This is a genomic window from Pontimicrobium sp. SW4, assembly GCF_039954625.1.
Taxonomy (GTDB): domain Bacteria; phylum Bacteroidota; class Bacteroidia; order Flavobacteriales; family Flavobacteriaceae; genus Pontimicrobium.
On record NZ_CP157199.1, the window covers coordinates 724,755 to 747,526 of the forward strand.

14 protein-coding genes are annotated in these 22,772 nt (G+C 31.2%); 5 read left to right on the forward strand and 9 right to left on the reverse strand.

The window, feature by feature from the left end:
* Window positions 1-2 precede the first annotated feature (2 nt).
* Window positions 3-596 carry a peptidylprolyl isomerase gene (locus ABGB03_RS03410; RefSeq protein WP_347924835.1) on the reverse strand — a complete coding sequence of 198 codons (594 nt, stop codon included), beginning with the start codon at window positions 594-596 and terminating at the stop codon, window positions 3-5.
* A gap of 170 nt (window positions 597-766) precedes the next feature.
* Here ABGB03_RS03410 and ABGB03_RS03415 point away from each other — a divergent pair, with 170 nt between their 5' ends.
* Window positions 767-4,537: a carboxypeptidase-like regulatory domain-containing protein gene (locus ABGB03_RS03415; RefSeq protein WP_347924836.1), complete on the forward strand. Its 3,771-nt coding sequence runs from the start codon at window positions 767-769 to the stop codon at window positions 4,535-4,537.
* 45 nt (window positions 4,538-4,582) lie between these two features.
* On the opposite strand, the gene lysA is transcribed toward ABGB03_RS03415, so the two are convergent.
* Window positions 4,583-5,815 (reverse strand): diaminopimelate decarboxylase, encoded by a 1,233-nt coding sequence (gene lysA, locus ABGB03_RS03420; RefSeq protein WP_347924838.1) that lies wholly within the window; start codon window positions 5,813-5,815, stop codon window positions 4,583-4,585.
* A gap of 208 nt (window positions 5,816-6,023) precedes the next feature.
* On the opposite strand from lysA, the gene sucC reads away from it, so the two are divergent.
* The 3 genes from sucC to ABGB03_RS03435 all read left to right on the forward strand — a co-directional run bounded on the left by sucC (window position 6,024) and on the right by ABGB03_RS03435 (window position 8,483).
* Window positions 6,024-7,214 (forward strand): ADP-forming succinate--CoA ligase subunit beta, encoded by a 1,191-nt coding sequence (gene sucC / locus ABGB03_RS03425; RefSeq protein WP_347924839.1) that lies wholly within the window; start codon window positions 6,024-6,026, stop codon window positions 7,212-7,214.
* 213 nt (window positions 7,215-7,427) lie between these two features.
* A complete protein-coding gene (locus ABGB03_RS03430; protein ID WP_347924841.1) occupies window positions 7,428-7,772 on the forward strand; it encodes a hypothetical protein in 345 nt (114 codons plus the stop codon).
* A 309-nt stretch (window positions 7,773-8,081) separates the two neighbouring features.
* Window positions 8,082-8,483, forward strand: coding sequence for a TerB family tellurite resistance protein (locus ABGB03_RS03435; protein ID WP_347924843.1), 402 nt, complete (start codon window positions 8,082-8,084; stop codon window positions 8,481-8,483).
* Window positions 8,484-8,502: 19 nt separating this feature from the next.
* Here ABGB03_RS03435 and uvrB read toward each other — a convergent pair whose 3' ends face one another.
* The 5 genes from uvrB to ABGB03_RS03460 form a co-directional block, all read right to left on the reverse strand.
* Window positions 8,503-10,506: an excinuclease ABC subunit UvrB gene (uvrB, locus tag ABGB03_RS03440; protein ID WP_347924845.1), complete on the reverse strand. Its 2,004-nt coding sequence runs from the start codon at window positions 10,504-10,506 to the stop codon at window positions 8,503-8,505.
* 23 nt (window positions 10,507-10,529) lie between these two features.
* Window positions 10,530-15,359, reverse strand: a complete 4,830-nt coding sequence (locus tag ABGB03_RS03445; RefSeq protein WP_347924847.1) for a choice-of-anchor L domain-containing protein — start codon at window positions 15,357-15,359, stop codon at window positions 10,530-10,532.
* A 186-nt stretch (window positions 15,360-15,545) separates the two neighbouring features.
* On the reverse strand, window positions 15,546-18,245 hold the full coding sequence (locus tag ABGB03_RS03450; RefSeq protein ID WP_347924849.1) for a T9SS type B sorting domain-containing protein: 2,700 nt from the start codon (window positions 18,243-18,245) through the stop codon (window positions 15,546-15,548).
* A 26-nt stretch (window positions 18,246-18,271) separates the two neighbouring features.
* The gene (locus tag ABGB03_RS03455) at window positions 18,272-19,096 is read right to left on the reverse strand and encodes an ABC transporter permease subunit (RefSeq protein WP_347924851.1); all 825 of its coding nucleotides are present in this window, start codon (window positions 19,094-19,096) and stop codon (window positions 18,272-18,274) included.
* Between the two features lie 16 nt (window positions 19,097-19,112).
* Window positions 19,113-20,009: an ABC transporter ATP-binding protein gene (locus ABGB03_RS03460; protein WP_347924853.1), complete on the reverse strand. Its 897-nt coding sequence runs from the start codon at window positions 20,007-20,009 to the stop codon at window positions 19,113-19,115.
* A gap of 115 nt (window positions 20,010-20,124) precedes the next feature.
* Here ABGB03_RS03460 and ABGB03_RS03465 point away from each other — a divergent pair, with 115 nt between their 5' ends.
* Window positions 20,125-21,183 carry a hypothetical protein gene (locus ABGB03_RS03465; RefSeq protein WP_347924855.1) on the forward strand — a complete coding sequence of 353 codons (1,059 nt, stop codon included), beginning with the start codon at window positions 20,125-20,127 and terminating at the stop codon, window positions 21,181-21,183.
* A 4-nt stretch (window positions 21,184-21,187) separates the two neighbouring features.
* Here ABGB03_RS03465 and ABGB03_RS03470 read toward each other — a convergent pair whose 3' ends face one another.
* Together ABGB03_RS03470 and ABGB03_RS03475 are read right to left on the reverse strand one after the other, a co-directional pair.
* Window positions 21,188-21,703 (reverse strand): hypothetical protein, encoded by a 516-nt coding sequence (locus tag ABGB03_RS03470; RefSeq protein ID WP_347924857.1) that lies wholly within the window; start codon window positions 21,701-21,703, stop codon window positions 21,188-21,190.
* Between the two features lie 38 nt (window positions 21,704-21,741).
* Window positions 21,742-22,764: a COX15/CtaA family protein gene (locus tag ABGB03_RS03475; RefSeq protein ID WP_347924858.1), complete on the reverse strand. Its 1,023-nt coding sequence runs from the start codon at window positions 22,762-22,764 to the stop codon at window positions 21,742-21,744.
* Between the last annotated feature and the right edge of the window lie 8 nt (window positions 22,765-22,772).

Sequence of the window (22,772 nt, forward strand, 5' to 3'; positions counted from 1 at the left end):
ATTTAATTTTTTGTGATTCTATAAATATTTTTGATTTCAATTGGGTTTAGTAGCTGTTGATTCTTATTGTCGCCAGATTGAATTTTTAAAACGATATCCATACCTTTTGTTACTTTGCCAAAAGCTGCAAACCCTAAGTCATCGCTATGGCGTTTACCAGCAAAATCTAATTCTGGTTGATCGTTGATGCAAATAAAAAAGCTACTCGTTGCTGTATTTGCACTAGATCTTGCCATAGATATGGTTCCGTTTTTGTGAAGAAGTTTTGTGTCGTTAGTAGTTTCTAAAACTATTGGATCGAAAGATTTAGAGTTGTCAATAAAACCTCCTTGAATGACTTGAATTTTAATATCTCTTTTTGCTTCATTTTCTGGTGTACAGACTCTGAAAAATGTAGAATTTTCATAAAGATTATTGTCAACATACTTCATGAAATTAGAGACTGTAATTGGAGCTTTTTCAGGATAGAGTTCTACTATTATATCACCTAAAGATGTTTCTATTTTACATTGAATGTTATTTTGTGAGTTGGCATAGAATGAAACCAAAAAAAGTATAAATACTATTTTAAAGAGTTTTGGTTGGCTATTTTTCATGTTTTTGATTTCTATAAAGATAAAAAAAGCTTGAGATTTTTTATGAAATTCTTATACAAAGTAAAGTCGCTTAAATTGAAACACAAATTGTTAGCATTTTTCCTTATTTTTAAGAGTTAACAATTAGTGTAATTATGAGTAGTAGTTTTTTTAGTTTGATTAAAAAAAATTTGCAAACGTTTTTTTATTTAAAAGCCAGCGTTTTCTTTCTTGCATTTTTTTTCTTTGGAAATAGTGTTGGAGCAAACAATTTGTTTCAAGAGAGTAAAAATGATTTAAGTTCTGTGCCAATTAAAACTGTTAATAAATATGATTTAATTGCTCAGATTAGAGAGCAAATTATAGGTAGTGTTACTGATGCAAAAACCAACAAAGCCATAGCATATTGTAATATTGGAGTGGAAGGTTTCCAAATAGGAACTTCAAGTAACGAACTGGGAGAATTTGTTTTAGAGGTAGATTCGTTACCTGTTACCATCGTTTTTTCTCATTTAAACTATGAAGAGAAAGTAGTGGAAGTCACAAACACAAGTAATCTAACCATTCAATTAACACCTTTGGTAAATAGCTTGAATGAAGTTGTTCTTTCAGCAAATAGAAAAAGTAATTACCCTTATGAATTAGCTTTAGAAGCATTTTCGAAGACGAGAAAATTAACAGATAAAAGCAATTATGGTCAAGCGTTTTATAGACAAAAATCAAAAAACGGTGACGAATACACAGAGTTTTCAGAGATTATTTATGATACAGAATATACTGTTGATGGTATAAACGATTGGGAAATTTTAGAAGGTAGATATGCCTTAAAACGAGAAAAAATTAATAATAGCAATTTTACGCTTCTCTCTCGTATTCTAAAGGCGATACAGCCAGATACTGATGATATCATTTTTCCATTAAGTTATGAAGTTAAAGAGTATTATGATGTAAAAATTGTGGATATGTTATCCTCCGGAGATGAAGATATAGCCGTGTTGGAATTTAAGCCCTTGCCAGAAGTGAAAACACCAGCTTTTGAAGGGGAAGCTTACATAAATACCAAGACATATGAAGTATTAAAAATTAGTGGTACTGTAATGAATGATCGGTTAGATTTTATAAAATTCAGAGAAAAAAGAACTTATACAAAAAACTACACATTATCTTACGAAATGGCTTTTAAAAAGAGCTCAAAAGATGATTTGTTAATTGATTATATAAAAGTAGATCACTCTTTTGATTATTATAAGGGGGATAGCCTTGTAACTCATGTTTCGTCAACTTCAAATTTGACGTATTTTGAACACTATGATACTGATAGCCCAAGACGGTTTAGAAAAAGTTTCAAGGATTCAAAAAGTGATTGGGAAACACTAAATAAAATAGGTTATAATGAGAAGTTTTGGAAAGATAACCCAATAGTAAAGCGAACTCCAGTTGAAGATGAGGTTATTGCCTCTTTTGAAAAAGATAATGCGTTTGAATCTATATTTCTTAATACTAAAGAGCAAATTGCATTTATGCAAAGTAATTTGGTAGGTGATGTATTTATTGAGAGTTTGGATTCTCAACTTAGAAATTATAATAATAATAATCCAGTAGAGAAGGTATTTCTTCATACAGATAAAGACGTCTATTTTCCAGGAGAAATGATTTGGTACAATGCTTATGCTGTATTAGGTGCGTATCATCATTTTTCAACTGGAAGTATGCAAATACAAGTAGATTTAATAGATGAACACAATGTCATTGTTGAATCAAAAAATCATAAGTTAATTGAAGGTCAAGGAGAAGGAAATATTATTATCCCTGTTGAGTTGCCTGAAGGAACTTACCAATTAAGAGCTTATACCAATTGGATGCGAAATTTTGATAATGCGTTCTTTTTTACAAAAACAATTCAACTTTTAAATGCCAAAAAAACTACTAGAAGACCATTAAATACTGATGATAAAATTGATTTGCAATTTTTCCCAGAAGGTGGCCAAGCAGTGAATGGGTTAAATGGAAAAATATCATTTAAGGCAATAGGCAGTGATGGGTATTCAAGGGAAGTTAAAGGCATTATAAAAAATTCTAAAGGAGAAACCGTTGTACCTATAAATACTTTATATCAAGGAATGGGATTTTTTACTTTAAATCCTCAGCCTAATGAAACCTATACGGCCATATTAGATAATGGTTCTATATATAAACTTCCAGAAGCACAAAATGAAGGATATTCAATGTTAATTGATAACCTAGATACCAATAATATTAAGGTAAAAGTTCAAGCAAGTAATACACTTAGATCAAAGCCATTCTACATTATTGGAACTATAAATAATGAGAAGTATTATCAAGGCAAATTTGTTTTTAATGCTCAGTCTTTACTTGATTTTGAAATTCCAAAAAACAAGCTTCCAAGTGGTGTGATGACCCTTACACTTTTTGATGAACAAATGCGACCATGGTCTGAGCGTCCAGTTTTTGTTAATAATAAGGAAGAACTAATAATAGAAACAAAACTAGAAAATTCTAGCTTTGAAAAAAGAGAGAAAATTGAATTAAAAGTAAATGTGAAAGATGTTTACGGTACACCATTATCTACAAATTTTTCAATTGCTATTACTGATGTAGACAAAGTATATAAAAACAAATTTGACACAAATATTTTAACATACTTTTTATTAGAATCTAATTTGAAAGGACATATTGAAAACCCAGGGTATTTTTTTAGTGATAGTAAGAGATCTACGAGAGCTAAGCTCGATTTAGTTATGTCAACTCATGGATGGCGCAAATTTAACTGGCACGAAATGGATAATATAACTTTTAGCTCACCTAAAGAGTTTCTATTCAAGAAGGGTTATTCAGTTTCAGGCAATGCTACCAATATGGAGGATGTTCCTTTGATGAATAGAGAGTTGAAAATGATTGCCAAATCTAAATCTAGTCAGTTAATGGATTTATATGTTACAAAAACAGATGAAGAAGGTAATTTTAAAATCCAAAATGTTACTAATGCTGGAGATGTTGAATTGACGTTTAACGCTTACCAATCTGACGGTGACCCTATACAAACTAAAGTTGTCTTAATAGATAATAATGATAATCATAATTTACCAAAACCAAACTTTAAGAGTAAATATAAAGATATGCAAGGTGATGTTTTAGATAACTACAACAAAAAAGCGTCTACTTTTTTTATGTATGAAGATGTTGAGAAACTAGATGAAGTATTAGTTACTGCTAAAAAAAAATCAGTTAGCGAGCTTACTAAATATTCAGAGTCATTATATGGGGTGAAACCAGATCATACAATAATAAATGAAGATAAAACGGCTGGTAATATACTATATCACTTAGGTAATATTCCGGGGGTTTCTGTCGATTTATCTTTCAACTGGGTTAATTTTAGAGGGAATCAATATGGACCATTGTGGATTGTAGATGGTATGAGGTTAGATGGTGAGATAGACCCTAGATTTGGTCGGCTAGAAAGAGACGAAGTAGAAGACTCTAAAACGAAAAGACTTTATTATGACAAACCCAAGACTAATAATGTGCCACTAATGGTTCAAAACCTTGATTTTTCAAATGTAGAAAGAATTGAAATTTTAAAACGTGGCTCTCAAACAGCTATTTATGGACCAGTTGGAAGATATGGTGTTATTATTGTGTATACAAAAACCGGAAGACCTAAGGTTGATAAAGTATTTTCGTCTAAACATACTATTCAAGGGTATTCTAAACTTAAAGAATTTTATTCGCCTAAATACAATGTAGAATTAGAATCGCATAAAAATCCAGATAATAGAACAACACTTTATTGGAATCCTTCAGTAAAAACAGATAAAAATGGTAATGTTACTATTATTTTCTATAATTCAGATAGTGCTAAAGCTATTGAAGTAGATATTCAAGTATTGTCACAATATGGAATTCCAGGAGTTTATTTAAATACGTTTAAAAAACAATAGTGTTAGATTTTAATCTAACGCTATTGAAACAAATTGGCAATTTGTTTATTTTTTGATTGTTGATTTTTTTTCACTCAAATCAACCGTAATTTGATTCGCTAATAAATCATCAAATGTTTCACGTTTTCTTATTAAATGTGCTTTATTATTGTACCATAAAACTTCAGCTGGTCTAAACCTAGAGTTATAATTACTAGCCATAGTAAAACAATAGGCACCAGCATTTTTAAAAGCTAAAATATCGCCTTCGTTAATTTCGTTTATACGTCTGTTATTTGCAAATGTATCTGTCTCACATATATAACCAACAACAGAGTAAAAACGTTCTCTACCTTGTGGATTAGAAATATTAGTTATTTCATGTTGAGAACCATATAGCATTGGTCTAATTAAATGATTAAATCCAGAATCTACTTGTGCAAAAACAGTAGAGGTTGTTTGTTTAACGACATTCACTTTTGCTAAAAAGAAACCTGCTTCACTTACTAAGAATTTTCCAGGCTCAAAAGCAAGTGTTAATTCTTTACCATAGCTTTTACAAAACTCATTAAAACGAGAGGTTAATTTTTTTCCAAACTCTTCAATATTTGTTTCTATGTCACCTTTTTTATAAGGGACTTTAAATCCAGAGCCAAAATCAATAAATTCAAGACTTTTAAAATTTTTCGCAGTTTCAAACAGTATTTCACTTGCATATAAAAACACATCAATATCTAAAATGTCACTTCCAGTATGCATATGAATACCATTAATATGCATTTTGGTATTTTCTACAATTCTTATAATATGCGGAATTTGATGAATAGAAATTCCAAATTTAGAGTCAATATGTCCAACAGAAATGTTTGTGTTTCCACCAGCCATCACATGCGGATTAATTCTAATGCACACTGGAATATCTGGATGTTTACTTCCAAATTGTTCTAGTATTGAGAGATTGTCAATATTAATTTGTACACCTAGTTTAGCAACTTCTTCAATTTCTTCTAATGAAACACCATTTGGTGTAAAAATGATGTTTTGCGCTTTGAAACCAGCAACCAACCCTAATTGTACTTCTTGTATAGATACAGTATCTAAACCAGAGCCTAAGTTTTTTAGAAATTTTAAAACCGAAATATTGGATAATGCTTTAGCAGCATAATTAATCTTCAAATTTTTAACATTACTAAACGCTGAGATTAATCGTTTATATTGCGATTCTATTTTATGTGCATCATACACGTAAATGGGACTTCCAAACTCCTTAGCTATGTTAAGTAGTTGCTCTTTTTTCATGGTATTGTGTTTATTTATGCTTCAAATATATTTTATTACTTTCTAATTATTACTAGAACAATTAAAAAATAGTAACAATTAAACTATTTGTTAATTATATAACAATTCTAAAAATGAGTTATTAATAAAGTTGCCATTACTAATTAAAATATTAGTCTAATTAATAGCTATTATTTACATTTGCGCATCTTAAATCATTAAGCAAGTTATGAATTTACACGAATATCAAGGAAAAGAATTATTAAGCAGTTTTGGAGTACGTATTCAACGTGGTATTGTTGCACAAAATGCTGATGAAGCAGTTTTAGCAGCTAAGAAATTAACCGAAGATACTGGAACTGGATGGCATGTTATAAAGGCACAAGTTCACGCAGGTGGTCGTGGAAAAGGTGGAGGTGTGAAATTAGCCAAAAATCTTGATGAAGTTAAAGCAATAGCTAGTCAAATTATAGGAATGGATTTGATAACACCGCAAACTTCTGCTGAAGGAAAGCGTGTTCATCAGGTTTTAGTAGCTGAAGATGTTTACTATCCTGGAGATTCTGAGCCAGAAGAGTATTATATGTCTGTACTTTTAAATAGAGGTACAGGGCGTAATATGATTATGTATTCTACTGAAGGAGGTATGGATATTGAAACGGTTGCTGAAGAAACACCACATTTAATTTTTACTGAAGAAATTGATCCTGCTACTGGTATTTTACCATTTCAAGCACGTAAAGTAGCTTTTAATTTAGGCTTATCTGGAGCAGCATTTAAAGACATGACAAAATTTGTGACGTCTTTATATAAAGCGTATGTAGAATCTGATTCTTCATTATTTGAAATCAATCCAGTTCTAAAAACAAGTGATGACAAAATTATGGCAGTTGATGCTAAAGTATCTTTAGATGATAATGCATTATTTAGACATAAAGACTTGGCTGAATTGCGTGACTTACGTGAAGAAAATCCAATTGAAGTTGAAGCTGGAGCTTTAGGCTTAAATTATGTTGATTTAGATGGAAATGTTGGTTGTATGGTAAATGGTGCAGGTTTAGCAATGGCAACAATGGATTTAATTAAACAAGCAGGTGGTGAGCCAGCTAATTTCTTAGATGTTGGTGGTACTGCTGACGCTGCTAGAGTAGAGGCTGCGTTTAGAATAATATTAAAAGACCCAGCAGTAAAAGCAATACTCATTAATATTTTTGGTGGAATTGTGCGTTGTGATCGTGTTGCTCAAGGTGTTATTGATGCTTATACAAACATGGGTAATATAGAGGTGCCAATTATTGTAAGGCTTCAAGGTACTAATGCTGATATTGCGAAAGAACTTATTGATAGTTCTGGTTTAGATGTGCAAAGTGCTGTTGAATTTCAAGAAGCTGCCGATAAAGTTCAAGCGGTTTTAGCTTAGTTAACATATACATATATATTTATTAAGAGTAGTGTAATACACTACTCTTTTTTGTTGCATAATTTTGTTTTGTATTAAAACGCAATATGTTAATTAAGTATTAATTATCGTTAAACATAAGTTAATTAGTAAATAACTCTGTAACAATTGTGTTTAAAGTATAGTCTATAAGACATCAATCAATTTTATTTAATCAATTTAAAACGAACAATTATGAAACAATTAAAAGCATTACTGTTAGCCGTAACGATAACGTTTAGCAGTGTACTTATGGCAAGTACTAGTCCAGAAAAACCTTCGGTTGAAACTTCAAAAATTACATTGAAAATTGAGAGATTTCTCAAAAATCCAAGTTTTGATGTAGATCATGAGATGACAGCAAACGTTACGCTTACAATAAATAAAAACAACGAACTAGTTGTTTTATCTGTAGATTCTAACGATGAGAAAATGAAAAATTACATTAAGAGTAGATTAAATTATAGAAAAGTATCTGGGTCTTATGAAACTTTAAAAGATAAATTTATTGTACCAGTTAGGTTAACTGCAGAAGAATAAGAAGCTTCATTGATTAGTCTTGAAAACTCCTAAGTGTTGCTTAGGAGTTTTTTTACGTTTAATACTGTTTAGAAAGATTAGTATTATGGTTAAAAAATGAAAAGCAAAACGAACAATAGATTAATTTAGTATATTAATTAATTTATTTTAATTTATTGTAAATCAATAAGATACAATTAAAATATATTCTAAGTCATAAAAAAGACGATGAAAAGACGTCTTTTTTTCGATGAGATACATTATATCTACGATTATAAAAGGGTAATTATACCTAATTTTATATAATCAATAATTAATTCTCACTCAGCCATGATAAATCGTGTTGAAAAGTTAAGTTTGCTCTCAGAAATGATTGCATTCGCAAGAATTGATAATAGCTTAAAAGAAATAGAATATAATTTTTTACTGGGAGTTGCTAAACAATTAGAGATTACCCAAGAAGATTTTGATTACCTATTAGATAACCCTGTCACACATATTCATTTAAAGTCTCATAGTGAACGCATTGTTCAGTTTCATAGATTGGTATTGTTAATGAATTTAGATGCTGAAGTTGCAGAGAAAGATCTCATAAGACTTCACAATTTTGGGTTAAGAATGGGATTAGGTCATGAAGCCATTAATAGGGTTTTAGATTTAATGGAAAGTTTTCCGCATAAAATTATTCCTCCAGATTTTTTAATAGACATTTTTAAAACACAGTATAATTAAACAATACTTTATAGAAAAACTATACTTTTAATTGATTCAGCTTGGTTTGATAAGCCTTAATTTCATCCCTCACTTTTGCAGCAAGCATAAAGTCTAATTCTTTTGCTGCCTGCTCCATAAGTTTGCGTTTTTCACGAATCTTTTTTTCTAGTTCAGGTTTTGTTAAGTATTCACTTTCGGGTTCTGCTGCTTTTTGGGCTTCCAGTTCATAGTAGTAAGAACTCACAGAGTTTTTAGTTAATACATTATTTAAGCTTTTGTTTAAAGCTTTTGGTGTGATATCATTTGCAGTATTGTAGGCAATTTGTTTTTCTCTACGATAATTTGTCTCGTCCATAGTTTTCTGCATACTTTTGGTGACTTTATCAGCATACATAATAGCTCTTCCATTAAGGTGTCTTGCAGCTCTACCAACTGTTTGAGTTAAGGATCTTGCCGAACGTAAGAATCCCTCTTTATCGGCATCTAAGATAGCAACTAAAGAAACTTCAGGTAAATCTAGTCCTTCACGTAATAAATTAACTCCAACAAGTACATCAAATAACCCTTTACGTAAATCTTGCATAATCTCAACACGTTCTAAAGTGTCTACATCACTATGTATATAACGTACTCGAATTTGTATTCTAGCTAAATATTTAGTTAATTCTTCGGCCATTCGTTTGGTAAGTGTTGTGACTAAAGTACGCTCATCTTTTTCAACACGTTGCTGTATCTCTTCTATTAAATCATCAATCTGATTTAAGCTTGGTCTCACTTCTATAATTGGATCTAATAAACCAGTTGGTCGTATGACCTGCTCAACATATATGCCATCTGTTTTTTGCAATTCATAATCCGCAGGCGTAGCACTCACGTAAATTACTTGATTTTGTAGCGCTTCAAATTCTTCAAACTTTAAAGGCCGATTATCCATAGCTGCTGGTAACCTAAAACCATATTCTACTAAGTTCTCTTTTCGGCTTCTGTCTCCTCCATACATAGCATGAACTTGTGAAATAGTTACGTGACTTTCATCAATAACCATTAAAAAATCATCAGGAAAATAATCCAATAAACAGAAAGGTCTTGAACCTGCTTGTCTACCATCTAAATAGCGTGAGTAATTTTCGATACCAGAACAATAACCCAACTCACGAATCATTTCTAGGTCAAATTCGGTTCGTTCTTTTAAACGTTTGGCTTCTAGATGCTTTCCAATCTCTTTAAAGTAGTCGTGTTGTTTTACTAAATCGTCTTGAATATCTTTTATCGCGTTTTGCAATACATCAGGTGAGGTTACAAACATATTTGCTGGATAGATAGTAAGTCTATCGTATTTTTCTATGATTTCGTTTGTTTGGATATTAAAAGCTTCAATATCTTCTATCTCATCTCCAAAAAAGTGAATTCGAAAAGCATCATCAGCATAACTCGGAAAAATATCTACAGTATCTCCTTTAATTCTAAAATTCCCATGGTTAAAATCTGCCTCAGTTCTAGAATATAAACTTTGAACTAATTGATGTAGTAATTTGGTTCGCGAAATAACCTGATCACGTTCTATCGTAATTACATTTTTTTGAAACTCTACAGGATTCCCAATACCATACAAACAAGATACAGATGCAACAACTAACACATCTCGTCTTCCTGAAAGCAATGAAGAGGTAGTACTTAAACGCATTTTTTCTATTTCTTCATTAATAGAAAGATCCTTTTCTATGTATACACCTGAGACAGGAATGTAGGCTTCAGGTTGATAATAATCGTAATACGACACAAAATATTCTACAGCATTATCTGGGAAGAATTGTTTGAATTCAGAATATAATTGAGCAGCTAAGGTTTTATTATGAGCTAGTACAAGCGTTGGGCGTTGAACTTTTTCTATTACATTAGCAACTGTAAACGTTTTACCAGAACCAGTTACACCAAGTAATGTTTGGTACTTTTCATTAGAATTAATACCGTTAGAAAGTTGTTCTATAGCCTGAGGCTGATCACCAGTTGGACTAAATTCTGATTCAATTTTAAAGTGCATTCAGCAAAATTACGCAATAAATATTATCGACGTAAAGCAAAATGTCCTTTTACTTGAAATTCGGCACCATTTTGTTTGACATTAGCCACAAACCAATAATCGCTTGCAGGCATATTTAAACCATTATAAGTGCCATCCCAACCTTCGGTTTCGGAGGTTAAAAACGTCATTTGCTTACCATACCTATCAAAAATGCTAATGGTAGTTCCTGATAGGTGTTCTATACCAGAAATATGCCATGTATCAAAATAGCCATCACCATTAGGCGTCATAAATTTTGGCGTATCAATTACTACTACTTCTCTTGAAATGGAAGCACAACCATTTAAATCGATAATTGTAACAGTATGGCTGCCAAGCGATACGTTTTCAAATACATTAGACTCTTGTGGTTCCCCACCGTCTAATACATACATATAATTTCCAATACCACTAATGGTTATGGTTATATTATTTGGATCACTAAAATCTACAGTTTCAGTCACTTCAATGGTTGCTTGTTCAGATTCTATAACGTCAAATATTGTAGATGTTGTACAGCCATTTGGTGTTGTTACGGTTACCCAATATTGACCAATTTGATGAATATCAATTTCTGAGGTAGTTTCTCCAGTTGACCATAAATACGTGTCTCCTGCTACAAGCTCTCCAGCCATAACTGTTAATGGGAAATTATCTAAACAAATGGTTTGCTGAGGAATATTGACTACAGGCTTTCTTTGAACATTTGTAAAAAATGAGGCTGTGTCAAAACAACCTGTTGTATTGTTTTCTAATCGAATAAATATTTCTTGACCATCAACTGCTTCATAGTTAAGATTTGAAATTGCGTATTCTCCATTTTGAGCATTATTACTAGTTTCATGATATGTTACAGTAAAATTTACTGGGTTTTGCACTCCTAAAACGGATGATGTTTGTTGTGATAAATCAAAAAATAGTGTAAAATCGTAATCATCATCACAAGACTCTAAATTAGGAGGAGTATTTGCTATTGGATTTTGATATACTACCAACTCGAAAGATGATATGGCAACACAGGTAGTAATAGTGTTTTCAGCTCTTACATAAAGTGTTTCATTTGAAGATGTATAATTATATGTGCTTCCAATATCATTTTGATTATTTTGAGCATCAGCTAGACTAAAATGATACGTTATTAGCGTATTACTTGTATTAGAAAATAGGATTTGTGTGGCTTCATTTAAATCATAAATATCTGTGTCATTATCGCAAATATCAATGGTAGGTATTGTGTTAATATTTGGAGGTAAGTTAACTTCCAGCTCTAAAGGAATAGAAACGTAACAACCAGATAGTGTGTTTTCAACTTTTACGAATACTGTTTGAGGATTTGCTATGTTGTTATAAGTTTCAGGATTAGAAATCGTGTTTGTATTCGATTCTAAGGTTTCTAATGATTCAAAATAAGTAATGATAATTCCATTATTTCTAAGGTCTAAAATTTCAAATTCAGCCACAGTAAGGTCAAATGTAGAAATACCATCATAATCTGTGTCACAATTGCTAAGAGCTGATGGTAGATTAACTGTTGGTACTTGAATTACGTTTAATCCAAATTCTGCAATAGCATGGCAATATGTACCATTTTCTATTCTTGCATAAATTTGTTGCGGATTAGAAACATTTGTATAATTATCACCAATGTCATTTTGCATATTTTCAGCATCAGTAAGTGATGTATAATAAGTAATGCTTAAAGTTTCAGGGCTCCCTTGAGATATTTCTAATGTTTTTTCATTTAGATCAAAGACTTCTAAGCCATCGTTAGTAATATCATCACACACAATAAAGTTTGTTGGAGGATTAAATAATGGTACCGAACCAACTTCAATTATAAATGACGATGTTCCATAGCAACTTTGGTCTGTAATATTTTCAACTCTTATATAAATAGTTTGTGGACTTGAAGTGTTAGTGTAGTTAGAGTTTTTGTCAATACTATTTGTTCTGTTAATGGCATCAAGCTCTGTTTCGAAATACAACACTTGTTTACCAGTTTGACCATTTAGGATTTCTGAGTCTTTAGTGTTGAAAAGAAAATCTGTTGTTTGATTGCCATCCGTTTCACAATTTTCAAAGGTTGAAATTATTGGAAACACAGGAAGTGTATTTACAGTTACAGGAATTTCGGCAATAGCGTAACATCCAGTGATAGTACTCTCAACTCTTGTATAAATAGTTTGATTTGTTGCACTAAATGCAGAAGATGCTATAATTGCATTAGTATTATTATGTAAATCGTTTAAAGTCGTGTGGAAACTTATTGCTAAATCTGTTGTACTTGATACTATACTAGGGATTAAGGCATCTAAATCGATAACTGAAAAAGCGTCTTGATCATCATCGCAAATAATTATTTTTATTGGACTGTTAACAGTTGGTGCAGGAATAACGTTAATATCAAAAGGTATGGTACTAAAGCATCCAGTTAAGTTATCGCTTACTCTTGCATAAAACGTTTGTGGAGTTGATGTATTTGTATAAAATTGCGGTAATACATTGGTATTATTATTGGCATCAGTTTGAGAGGTAAAGTATCTAACGGAAACACCAAAAAGTCCATTATTAACTAAGCTATCGAAAGAATTTAAATCAAGTAATATAAATCCATCATCATCAGTATCACAATAGTCAATGGTTGCTACAGGAGCTAAAGTTATTGGAGGGTTTACTACTAAATTTATTTGTGACTGATAATCGCAATTATCATTTTCAATTTTAATGAAAATGATTTGTGGGCTTGCATTAACTATATAAGGGACATTTTGATCAATAGGATTAATGTTATTGTCCATATCGTTTTCAGTCTCATAAAATGTAATGTTTGTATTTGCAAGATTATTTATAATAGTTGAAGCTATATCTAATAAATCGAACGATTCTATACCATCACCACTACTATCATCACAAGTTTCGAAATCCTGTATTGCAGTTCCTGTATTTAATAGATTTGTATGAATAATAATAGGCACAATTGTAAAGCAGCCAGTTGTATCATCTTCAATTCTAATATAAATATTTTGAGTATTAGCAGTTATATTCTCATAGTTTGAAGCGTCAGCTATTGGGTTGGTATTATTTGTAGCATCAGCATTTGATGTATGAAAAGTTACTGTTACACCTGTAAGGCCTTGTAATAAATCTGGAATTATTTGTGTTAGGTCGAAAAAAGCAAATCCGTCATTATCATTATCACAAGCGTTTAGAGGAGGTAAATTTGGATTTACAACAGGTCTGTCTAAGACAACAATATCAATGGTTGTTGTGTTAACGCATCCTGTATTTGTATTTATTACTCTCACAAAAAGTTGTTCGGATTGTAATGTATTTACATAAGGTGATGGAATAGCGTTAATGCCATTGTCTGCATCTACTTGAGATAAATGATAAGTCACCCTCAAATCTGGATTTCCTTGGGTAATTTCATTATCGGCTTGTGTTAAATCTATTTGTGTTGAACCATCAGCTACAGTATCATCACATAATACAATTGGTGTTGGATTAACGATATTTGGTAATGAATTTACTATTAAATTAAAATTGGTATATGCCATACAACCAGTATTTATATCTTCAATTCTTACAAAAATTGGTTGCGGATTTGTAGTGTTTTGTATAGGAGTTGTAATAGGGTTTAAATTATTTTGTGCATCTACATTGCTTAAATGGTAGGATATATTATAGGTTCCTGGCGTTACTGCATTAGTAATTTCATTATCTTTTATTGTAAGATCAAAAAATTCAATGCCATCTTCACTAGCATCATCACACAATTCGTAATCAGTTATAGGGTTGACTGTTTGTTCAGAATTTAAAACTATTTCTACAGTATCTTCAATAACACAGTTAGTTGAATTTAGTGGGATTGTAATTTCAACTGTATAATCTCCAGAACTATTTACATTAAGTGTTGTATTAGTTTCCGTTGGTAATAATATGCCATTTTTATACCACACATAAGTCGCTAAAGGATTTAGTATGTCTCCATTTATGGTATAACTTTGAGCGCATGTGTTAATGTCTGGACTTAAATCTACTGTTGGATTAAAACTATTTCCTTGAATGAATACTGCTGAATCGTAGTTTTCATCATTTTGATCTGCAATTACTAATTTAATCCTATAAAGTACATTTGGGTTTATGTTTGCTGTAGCTGTTAACACAGTAGTTCTACCATTATAGTTAGTGTCTCCCATGCTATAGCCATCAAAATATTGTTCATTTTCTGAAGGGCAAAAACCAACTATTTCATCATGCACAGTATTGGTATTTACAGGCGTATTTGTTCCTGGGATTAATGCAATATTTGTGTATGGATTGGCTGTACCAGCCTCTTTAATTAAAAAAGCAAATCCATCAGAATATTCACAAGGGAAGTTTCCAAAATACTCTTCGGATGCTAATATGTAATTGAATTGAATTAAATTAGAGATAGATACAAAGTCAAATTCTATAGATGTAGCGTTATGTGTATCTGTGATGCCTAGAGCATTTTCTAAATCAGGATCTGTTCCCCAAGTTAACTCACCTTCATTAAGAATATTAGTATTTACTGTATTTCCTGCCGAATTTGCATTTCCTGTGGATAGCATTATGCCATTTTCAAATGGGAAGTTTGTATTGGCACGTTCAAAATATCCAAAACTTGAAAACCCATTAACAGTTCCATTTACCGAAGATGAAATATTGGTTATTTCTACACAACCTTCAGCTAGATTATTCTCGATTAATGTTTGTACTGATTGAGAATTATCAATCGAAATTCTTTGCGAGTATACCGAAGTGCACAATAGTACACATAAGAGGGAAAATAAGTAGGTTATTCTCATTTCTAATGTTATATCATAGCTTAAAAAGATTTGGGCTTTTAAAGCTATTGATTACGATTTGGATTTATATGGTGAAAATATGTAAAAAATAGACGAAACACCAAAAATAATCGATGAAATGCATTTGGGTAGTTGAAAAATATTACAAAAATGAAGCTTCAAATACAAGCTGAAAGCTACTTATGGTTAGCGTTTTAAAGTAAAGTGACTTTTAAAAATGCGCCCATCTTGAAGTTTTACATGAAACCAATAATCACTAGTAGGTAAATCTTGGCCATTATAAGTACCGTCCCAACCTTTTCCTTGAGGGCTCAGTTCTTTTAATAATTTACCATAACGGTCAAAAATATAAATTATACTTTCGGCTTGGGATGGATCAGTAATTCCATAAATTTGCCAAGTGTCGTTGTAGCCATCATCATTAGGTGTAAAGAATTTTGGAAATCCAATAACAGAAACCATATCGTCAATAATTCCGCAATTATTTTTATCTCTAATGTAGACAGTATGAAATCCTGGAGCTACATTTTCAAAAAGGTTACTGTCTTGGTAAGGACCGTACATATTATCAATTGCAAATTCATAATCACCTTCACCAGAAACTAAAACTGTTATTGTATTATTTGATCTAGCATCTGCAATTTCAATATTTTCGATGGTTGCAATATTTGAAGGTAATACATTTATGGTTCTAACTTTATCGCAATTATTAGAATTTGTTACAGTAACGGTGTAAGTGCCAGGAGTATTTACTGAAATTTCCTGTGTTGTTTCACCTGTTGACCATAAATATGTGAAATCACTTGGTAAGTTATTAATTAAACCAGCATCTAAAGTTATGAGCTGCGGATAAAAATTTAAACAATAAATATCTTCGTATTGATCCTCAATATTTGGTAGTTCTAAAATCACTAATTCAATTTCAGAAATTCCAAAACAAGCATTATCGTTTTCAATTCTTGCATAAATGGTTTGATTATAAGGAGCTGTATTTGTAAAGTTGTCTCCTAATTCACTTCGTTCTAAAAGAGAATCTTCATAGGATATATAATATTTTACTGTTAGCGTAGTTGGTAAACCATTTAGAATCGCATTGTTAGCTTGGGTTAAATCGAAATTATAAAACCCATCTTCATTGCCATCATTGTCACATTGAGTAAGCTTAGCATTATTAGCATCTGTAGCTGTAACATCTAAATAGAGTTCAGCTATATCATTACAACCAGTAAGATTATTGAAAACTTTTGCATATATCGTTTGCGGATTTGTTGTGTTATTGAATGATGTACCATCTATTTCGTTAACCTCATTTTCAGCATCTAATAATGATAAATAGAATTTAGTTGACCTGTTAGCAAAGCCTCCAGTTAAATCATCATTTGCTTCTGTAAGATTAAACAGAGTAAATCCATCTGGGTTGCCATCTTCATCACATTGATATAAGCTAGCATGGAACGCTTCAGGGTTTGGTGAATATGTTACTATAGCTTCACCTTCTATAGCGCAATCACCATTATTAGGCTCAATATAGAGCTGATAATATCCACCTTGGGTTATGTTTAAGTCAAAATCTGCTTCAGACAAAACTATGCCATCACGAGTCCAAGTATAAGTTGCACCAAGAATGTCATCAGCTACAAGTGTATAATCTTCTCCTTCACATAAATTAAGTGTGGTATTACTTACTTGGTTTCGAATAATATCAATTTGAGTATTAAATAATGATTGTATAAAAGGTGGTAATCCTTGTCTTGATCTATTTGGAGAAAGACTAACTGCATTATGCTGATAGTTACAAGCAGCACCAAGTGCATTTGGATTATTAATAACTCCTAAATATGGTATTCCAACATCATATGTAGCAGATAGTGCTCTATAAATTTTACCATTAGGACCTAATTGAAGAGCTCCTCTATACAATGATCTTTCGTCTACTTTAAACTCACTACTTTGAATATCTCCAGCATTTAAATTAAATTGTGTCAATACAGAGTGATGATTAGCAGGATTATTAACATCATCTGGATTATCACGACTAAAAAAATCGTTTGATGAGTTAACATATAAAAGATTGCTGTTTGGAGAAAACTCAACACCATAAGGTATTCCATTATTAGAACTTATAAAAAGACGTTGTTGGTTGCTTACAATTCCAGTACTAGAATCAAAATCGTAAAGAAATAAACCATCTCCAGCATTAGCAGTAACAAGATGATTTCCATCTGGCGATAATTTTAAATAGCCTCTTCTGTCAAAAATGCTTAAATTGTTAAAGGTTGAAGTTATTGGTGTTGTATTAACACCATTATCATTAACCTCATACGCATGAAAAGAATTTATAGGACCTATACTACCATCTTCTGATGCTAAAGTAACTACCCAAATAGACTTTGTTATACAATCTTTTATTACTGCCGAAATCTTCTCAGTAGATATAGCTAGTAGGTTGATGTTTTTATCGGTAACTCGACCTAAGCCACCAGCCAAAGTCATATCAACAATCGAATAGTTTAAACCATTAGCTCCTTGAATATGATCTACAGTAAATATGTAATAAATATTAACATCATCAGGTTTAGGTACAATTATAGCAGATTGCGAACTGGATTCATTTCCAAACAAACCACTTCCATTTTGCATAATTTGATGGTTTCTGTTAAAAACAAAAGTACCATCTGTGTAAAAAAGTAAATTACCGTCCTCATCAGAAATACTTGCGTTACCTTCTATAGTGTTTAAGCTTCCTTGGTCTATTGAGCTAACAGTGCCGTTATCCACATTAAAATTAATGCCAGCTCCATCACCAAAATACCAATTGGCAGCTTGATTTTGAGCCCAAAATTGAGCACACATAGTGAGGGAAAGGATTAAAAATATCTTTTTCATTACAAGCAATGTAGCTTATAAAGATATTATAAATCTCGCTTTTTTAATAATCTATACGATAAAAATATAAATAAAGCCGTCCAACCTAGTACAATTACTAACTCATACCAATGCACAGCGTAGTCATACGCTAAGTTCGCTTTGTCAGGGAATTTTGACATAGCAATACGTTGAAACGGTTGCTTAACAAGATTATACATAGATTTAAGCGGAAAGAAATTTTGAATTTTCTCAGCAATATCAACATTTGCTTTCCAAGCGATTACCCCAAATATTATCCATTCTAGAATAAAATCAACAAACAAAAATGCCAAAGCAAACGCAGATCTTTTTGCTAACATACCTAAGAATAAACAGAAAGAGAAGAACCCAATTAACTTAACAAAATAGCCTAATAAATATTCTGTTTCAGAAAGTATAATTCCAATTTCATTATAGCTAGAATAGTAAAGTCCAATCAATAATGCTATCACAGTTAATAGAACAGTTGCCACCAAAGAAAAGAATACAATCGTGTAAAATTTAGATAAGATAAATTCCTTTTTGCTTAAACCGTCAATAAGGTTTTGCTTAATAGTTTTATTGCTATACTCATTACCAATCATACTCACCACAACAATAGCAAAAAAGAACTTAAACTGTGATGCGAAAAAAGTAGTAATATGCCAAATGATTGGGAAGTTATAGATACCTAATTCACCTAGTTCTAGTGTAAAGAAACCAAAAACATTAATTTTAATTGCCGATAGTAAAATAATAGTAAATGGTAAAATGAACGATATAAATATGAGAATCTTACTCGTTCTATTGAGTAATAATTTTTGTAATTCTAATTGTAAAAGTCGTATCATGATTTTTTTTGATTGATTAGTTATTGTCTGTTAATTGAAGGAATTGTTCTTCTAAGCTCTCTTTACGTTTTACTAAATGAGACAATGTTATTCCTTTTTCAAACATTAGTTTATTAAAAGTTGAAGCTTCCATTGGGTTGTTTAAAAAAGCAGTAATTAATTCACCTTCTACTTTAATTTTTCCAAAAGAATCATCACTTTCAAGTAACTTTATTAAATCATCATGTTTATTTGTTTTTAATTCGAAGAAACCTTGACTAGAAATCATCTCATCAACGCGACCTGAATACAATTTTTCACCTTTACGCAAAACAACTACATGCGAACATACTTTTTCGACTTCGTCTAATAGGTGAGACGCTAACAATATGGTTGTGCCATCATTGGCAATATCTTTAATAATCTTTCTAATTTGGTGTATTCCTTGTGGGTCTAAACCATTTGTTGGTTCATCTAGAATTAAAATTTCAGGATCGTTTAATAATGCTGAAGCTATAGCCAAACGTTGTTTCATCCCTAACGAATAGGTTTTAAACTTACTGTCTCTACGATCGGTTAAACCAACAATTTCTAGTTTTTCATTTATTTTACTTAGATCTACGCCTTTTATTTTACAAACTAACCTTAAGTTGTCATAGCCTGACATATATGGGTAAAAGTTTGGGTTTTCAATGATGGCGCCAACTTTTTTAAGCGCATCATGTGTTGTAGTGTTACCATCAAACCAATGAAAATCTCCGGTAGTTTTATTTACAACGTTTAATACAACGCCTAGTGTTGTGGATTTACCACTTCCGTTAGGTCCAAGTATACCATAAACATTGCCTTTATTTATTGTAAAAGAAAGGTCTTTAACCGCAGTTAGGTAACCAAATTTCTTAGTAAGGTTATTAATTGTTAAAATAGATTCCAAAATGTAATGATTGATTAGTTATAAATGTAAGACGATAAAAGCCAAAAGTTGTTACAAAGCTTTTTATTATCCATATAAAAATACGTTACTTTTGAAAAAATAGTATGTTTATTGTATGAAAGATTTAAAAATTTCTAAAAAGAAACCCTCGTTTCCAATAAGTGCTGAACTACACAGCTATCTTTCTGAATATAAGCGAAACATAAGAATACCTGTATTTTATGATGATTTATTGCGTTTTCAAGGATCTGTTGTAGTTTATGATAAGCACGATAATGATACTTTATGGATTCGTGTGTATTATAGTGAATTTGAAAGGGAAGAGATAGATTTAAGCCTTAAAAAAGTGTATGCGAACTTGCATTCTGATGGTAACGAAAAAACGATTCCATTTTTGAATGTTGATGCTATAGACTATTGTACGTTTGGCAATTCTAAACCTTTTAGAGTGAAAATCAGAAATGTTTTAAATGATAATTACACTTATTTTTATGTGAAAAAAGCTGATGCTTCTCGTGTTTATGGACTAGAGTTGGAGCATATGTTATCTCCATACAATCTTAATTTTTTAGTTTATAAGGATACATTAATTGAAGAGCATATTGTAGGAATTCCAGGAGATGAATTTATAAAGAACATGTTGCCTAAATGTAATAGTTCCGAAAAATCTCAGATAGCCAAAGAGTTTGTGAAGTTTAATGAACGCTGCATGATTAGACTTTTAGGAGATATGCGTTCTTATAATTATGTGATTGTACCTACTCATGATTTTGATCATGTGGTCTATAAAATAAGGGCTATTGATTTTGATCAGCAAAGTTTTGAAGGTAAGTTTAATGTTTATAGGCCTCAATTTTTTAAAGAAAATTTAATAATGGTTGAGCTAGTATCGGAAAAATTCCAAAATGAATCTATTGATCAATATAAGTTGGAAGAACGATCAATAATTGCCAAACGATTAATAAGCTATCACGATAGGGTAGAAGAGCTGTTAGAGTGTATGATTAAAGATTCTATATCTCTTAAAGAGCATATAGATCAATTAAAGGCTTCAATTTATGATTATACATTAGATATGTCTTTAAAACGCAGCAAGAATATGGGAGAGATTTTAAAAAACGTTCTGAATTTTATACAACGAAACTATGAAAACGTTAATGCAAATGAATCATAGATTATTAATTCCAATTTTCGTTGAAATCTAAATCTTCATAGTCGTCAATATTTAAATCATCACCAAATTCGTCAAAATTATCAGAAGCATCAGCTTCAAACGATTTTTCAGGAGCTTCATTTGGTATTTGTCCATGCACATACATAAGATTTGGGTAGTCTACACCTTCAGCTATTTCAACAATTTCTGCTAATTCTACTAAAAAGGTCCACATGCTAAAGAAATCGTAAACATAAATCAGTTTAGTTTTATCTTCATTTACAACATCTTCTAGAAGAGTTTCTGCCATAAGTTTTACTAAATTTATGCCTTCACTCATATCAAATAGCGAAATTTCTTCACCTTGATTCCATTCATCGTCACTTACATAAAAGGATGCCATTTCTGTACCATCGAATCCAAAAGATTGTGTAATAGTATTATGTAAATCTTCTAAAGTATCAGTTTTTCTAATTTCGATATCTCTAAAAACATCGTCTTCAGTATCGTTATCAAGTATGATTCTAAATCTGTAAATCATGAATTATGTTTCTAAGTGCAAATTTATCTAAAAATTTGTTATTTGCTAAATCGGTGTAATACAAATGTCATTACAGTTAACAAGAAAAATGCACCTATTTGGTGTGCCACTCCTAGCCATACAGGAACTTGCATTAATATGGTTAAAACTCCTAACAAAAATTGCAGTCCTACCAAGAATAATAATGCATTTACACCATTTTTTTGATCTTTAGTGATATCTCTTTTTCTGGTTTTATTCCAAATTATTAAAATTAGGATAACCACAATATATGCAAGAATACGATGAATAAATTGTACACCACTTTTGCCTTCGAAAAAGTTTTTTATAATAGGTGTTTGCTCTATATAAACGGTTTCGTGCATGAATTTACCTTCACTCATCATTGGCCAATGATTATGTATAAATCCAGCGTCTAAACCAGCAACAAAAGCACCGTAAATAATTTGTAATATTAGAATGCCAAAAGTTATTCTAATAAAATTTCGTAAGCTTGTTTCGAATCCTTTTCTGTTAGGGTAAATTATATCTAGCGCCACCCAAAATGTGTAAGCAAACGTTATGAAGGCAGTAATTAAATGTGCAGCCAACCTGTAATGACTTACATCTGGTCTATCGACTAAACCACTTTTAACCATATACCATCCTAAAAATCCTTGAAAGCCACCAAGCAATAGAAGAATAATAGCTTTTTTAATTGTGGGTTTTGTAAGTTGTTTTCTTATTAAAAAATATAAAAATGGAATAATAAATACTAATCCAATGAAGCGACCTATTACACGATGTAACCATTCCCAGAAATAAATATCTTTAAAATCCTGAAGTGTAAAGTGATTGTTGAGTTTTTGGTACTCAGGATATTGTTTGTATAAATCGAAAGCTTCTTGCCATTCTACATCATTCATTGGAGGAATAGTACCAGAAATAAGCTTGTAATTTGATATAGATAAACCTGAATGAGTTAGCCTAGTAATACCACCAACAACTACCATTATAAAAATTAAAACACATCCACTTAGTAGCCAGTAAAATACTTTTTTGTTGTCTTTTTTTTGTTTCAAAGTTTTTA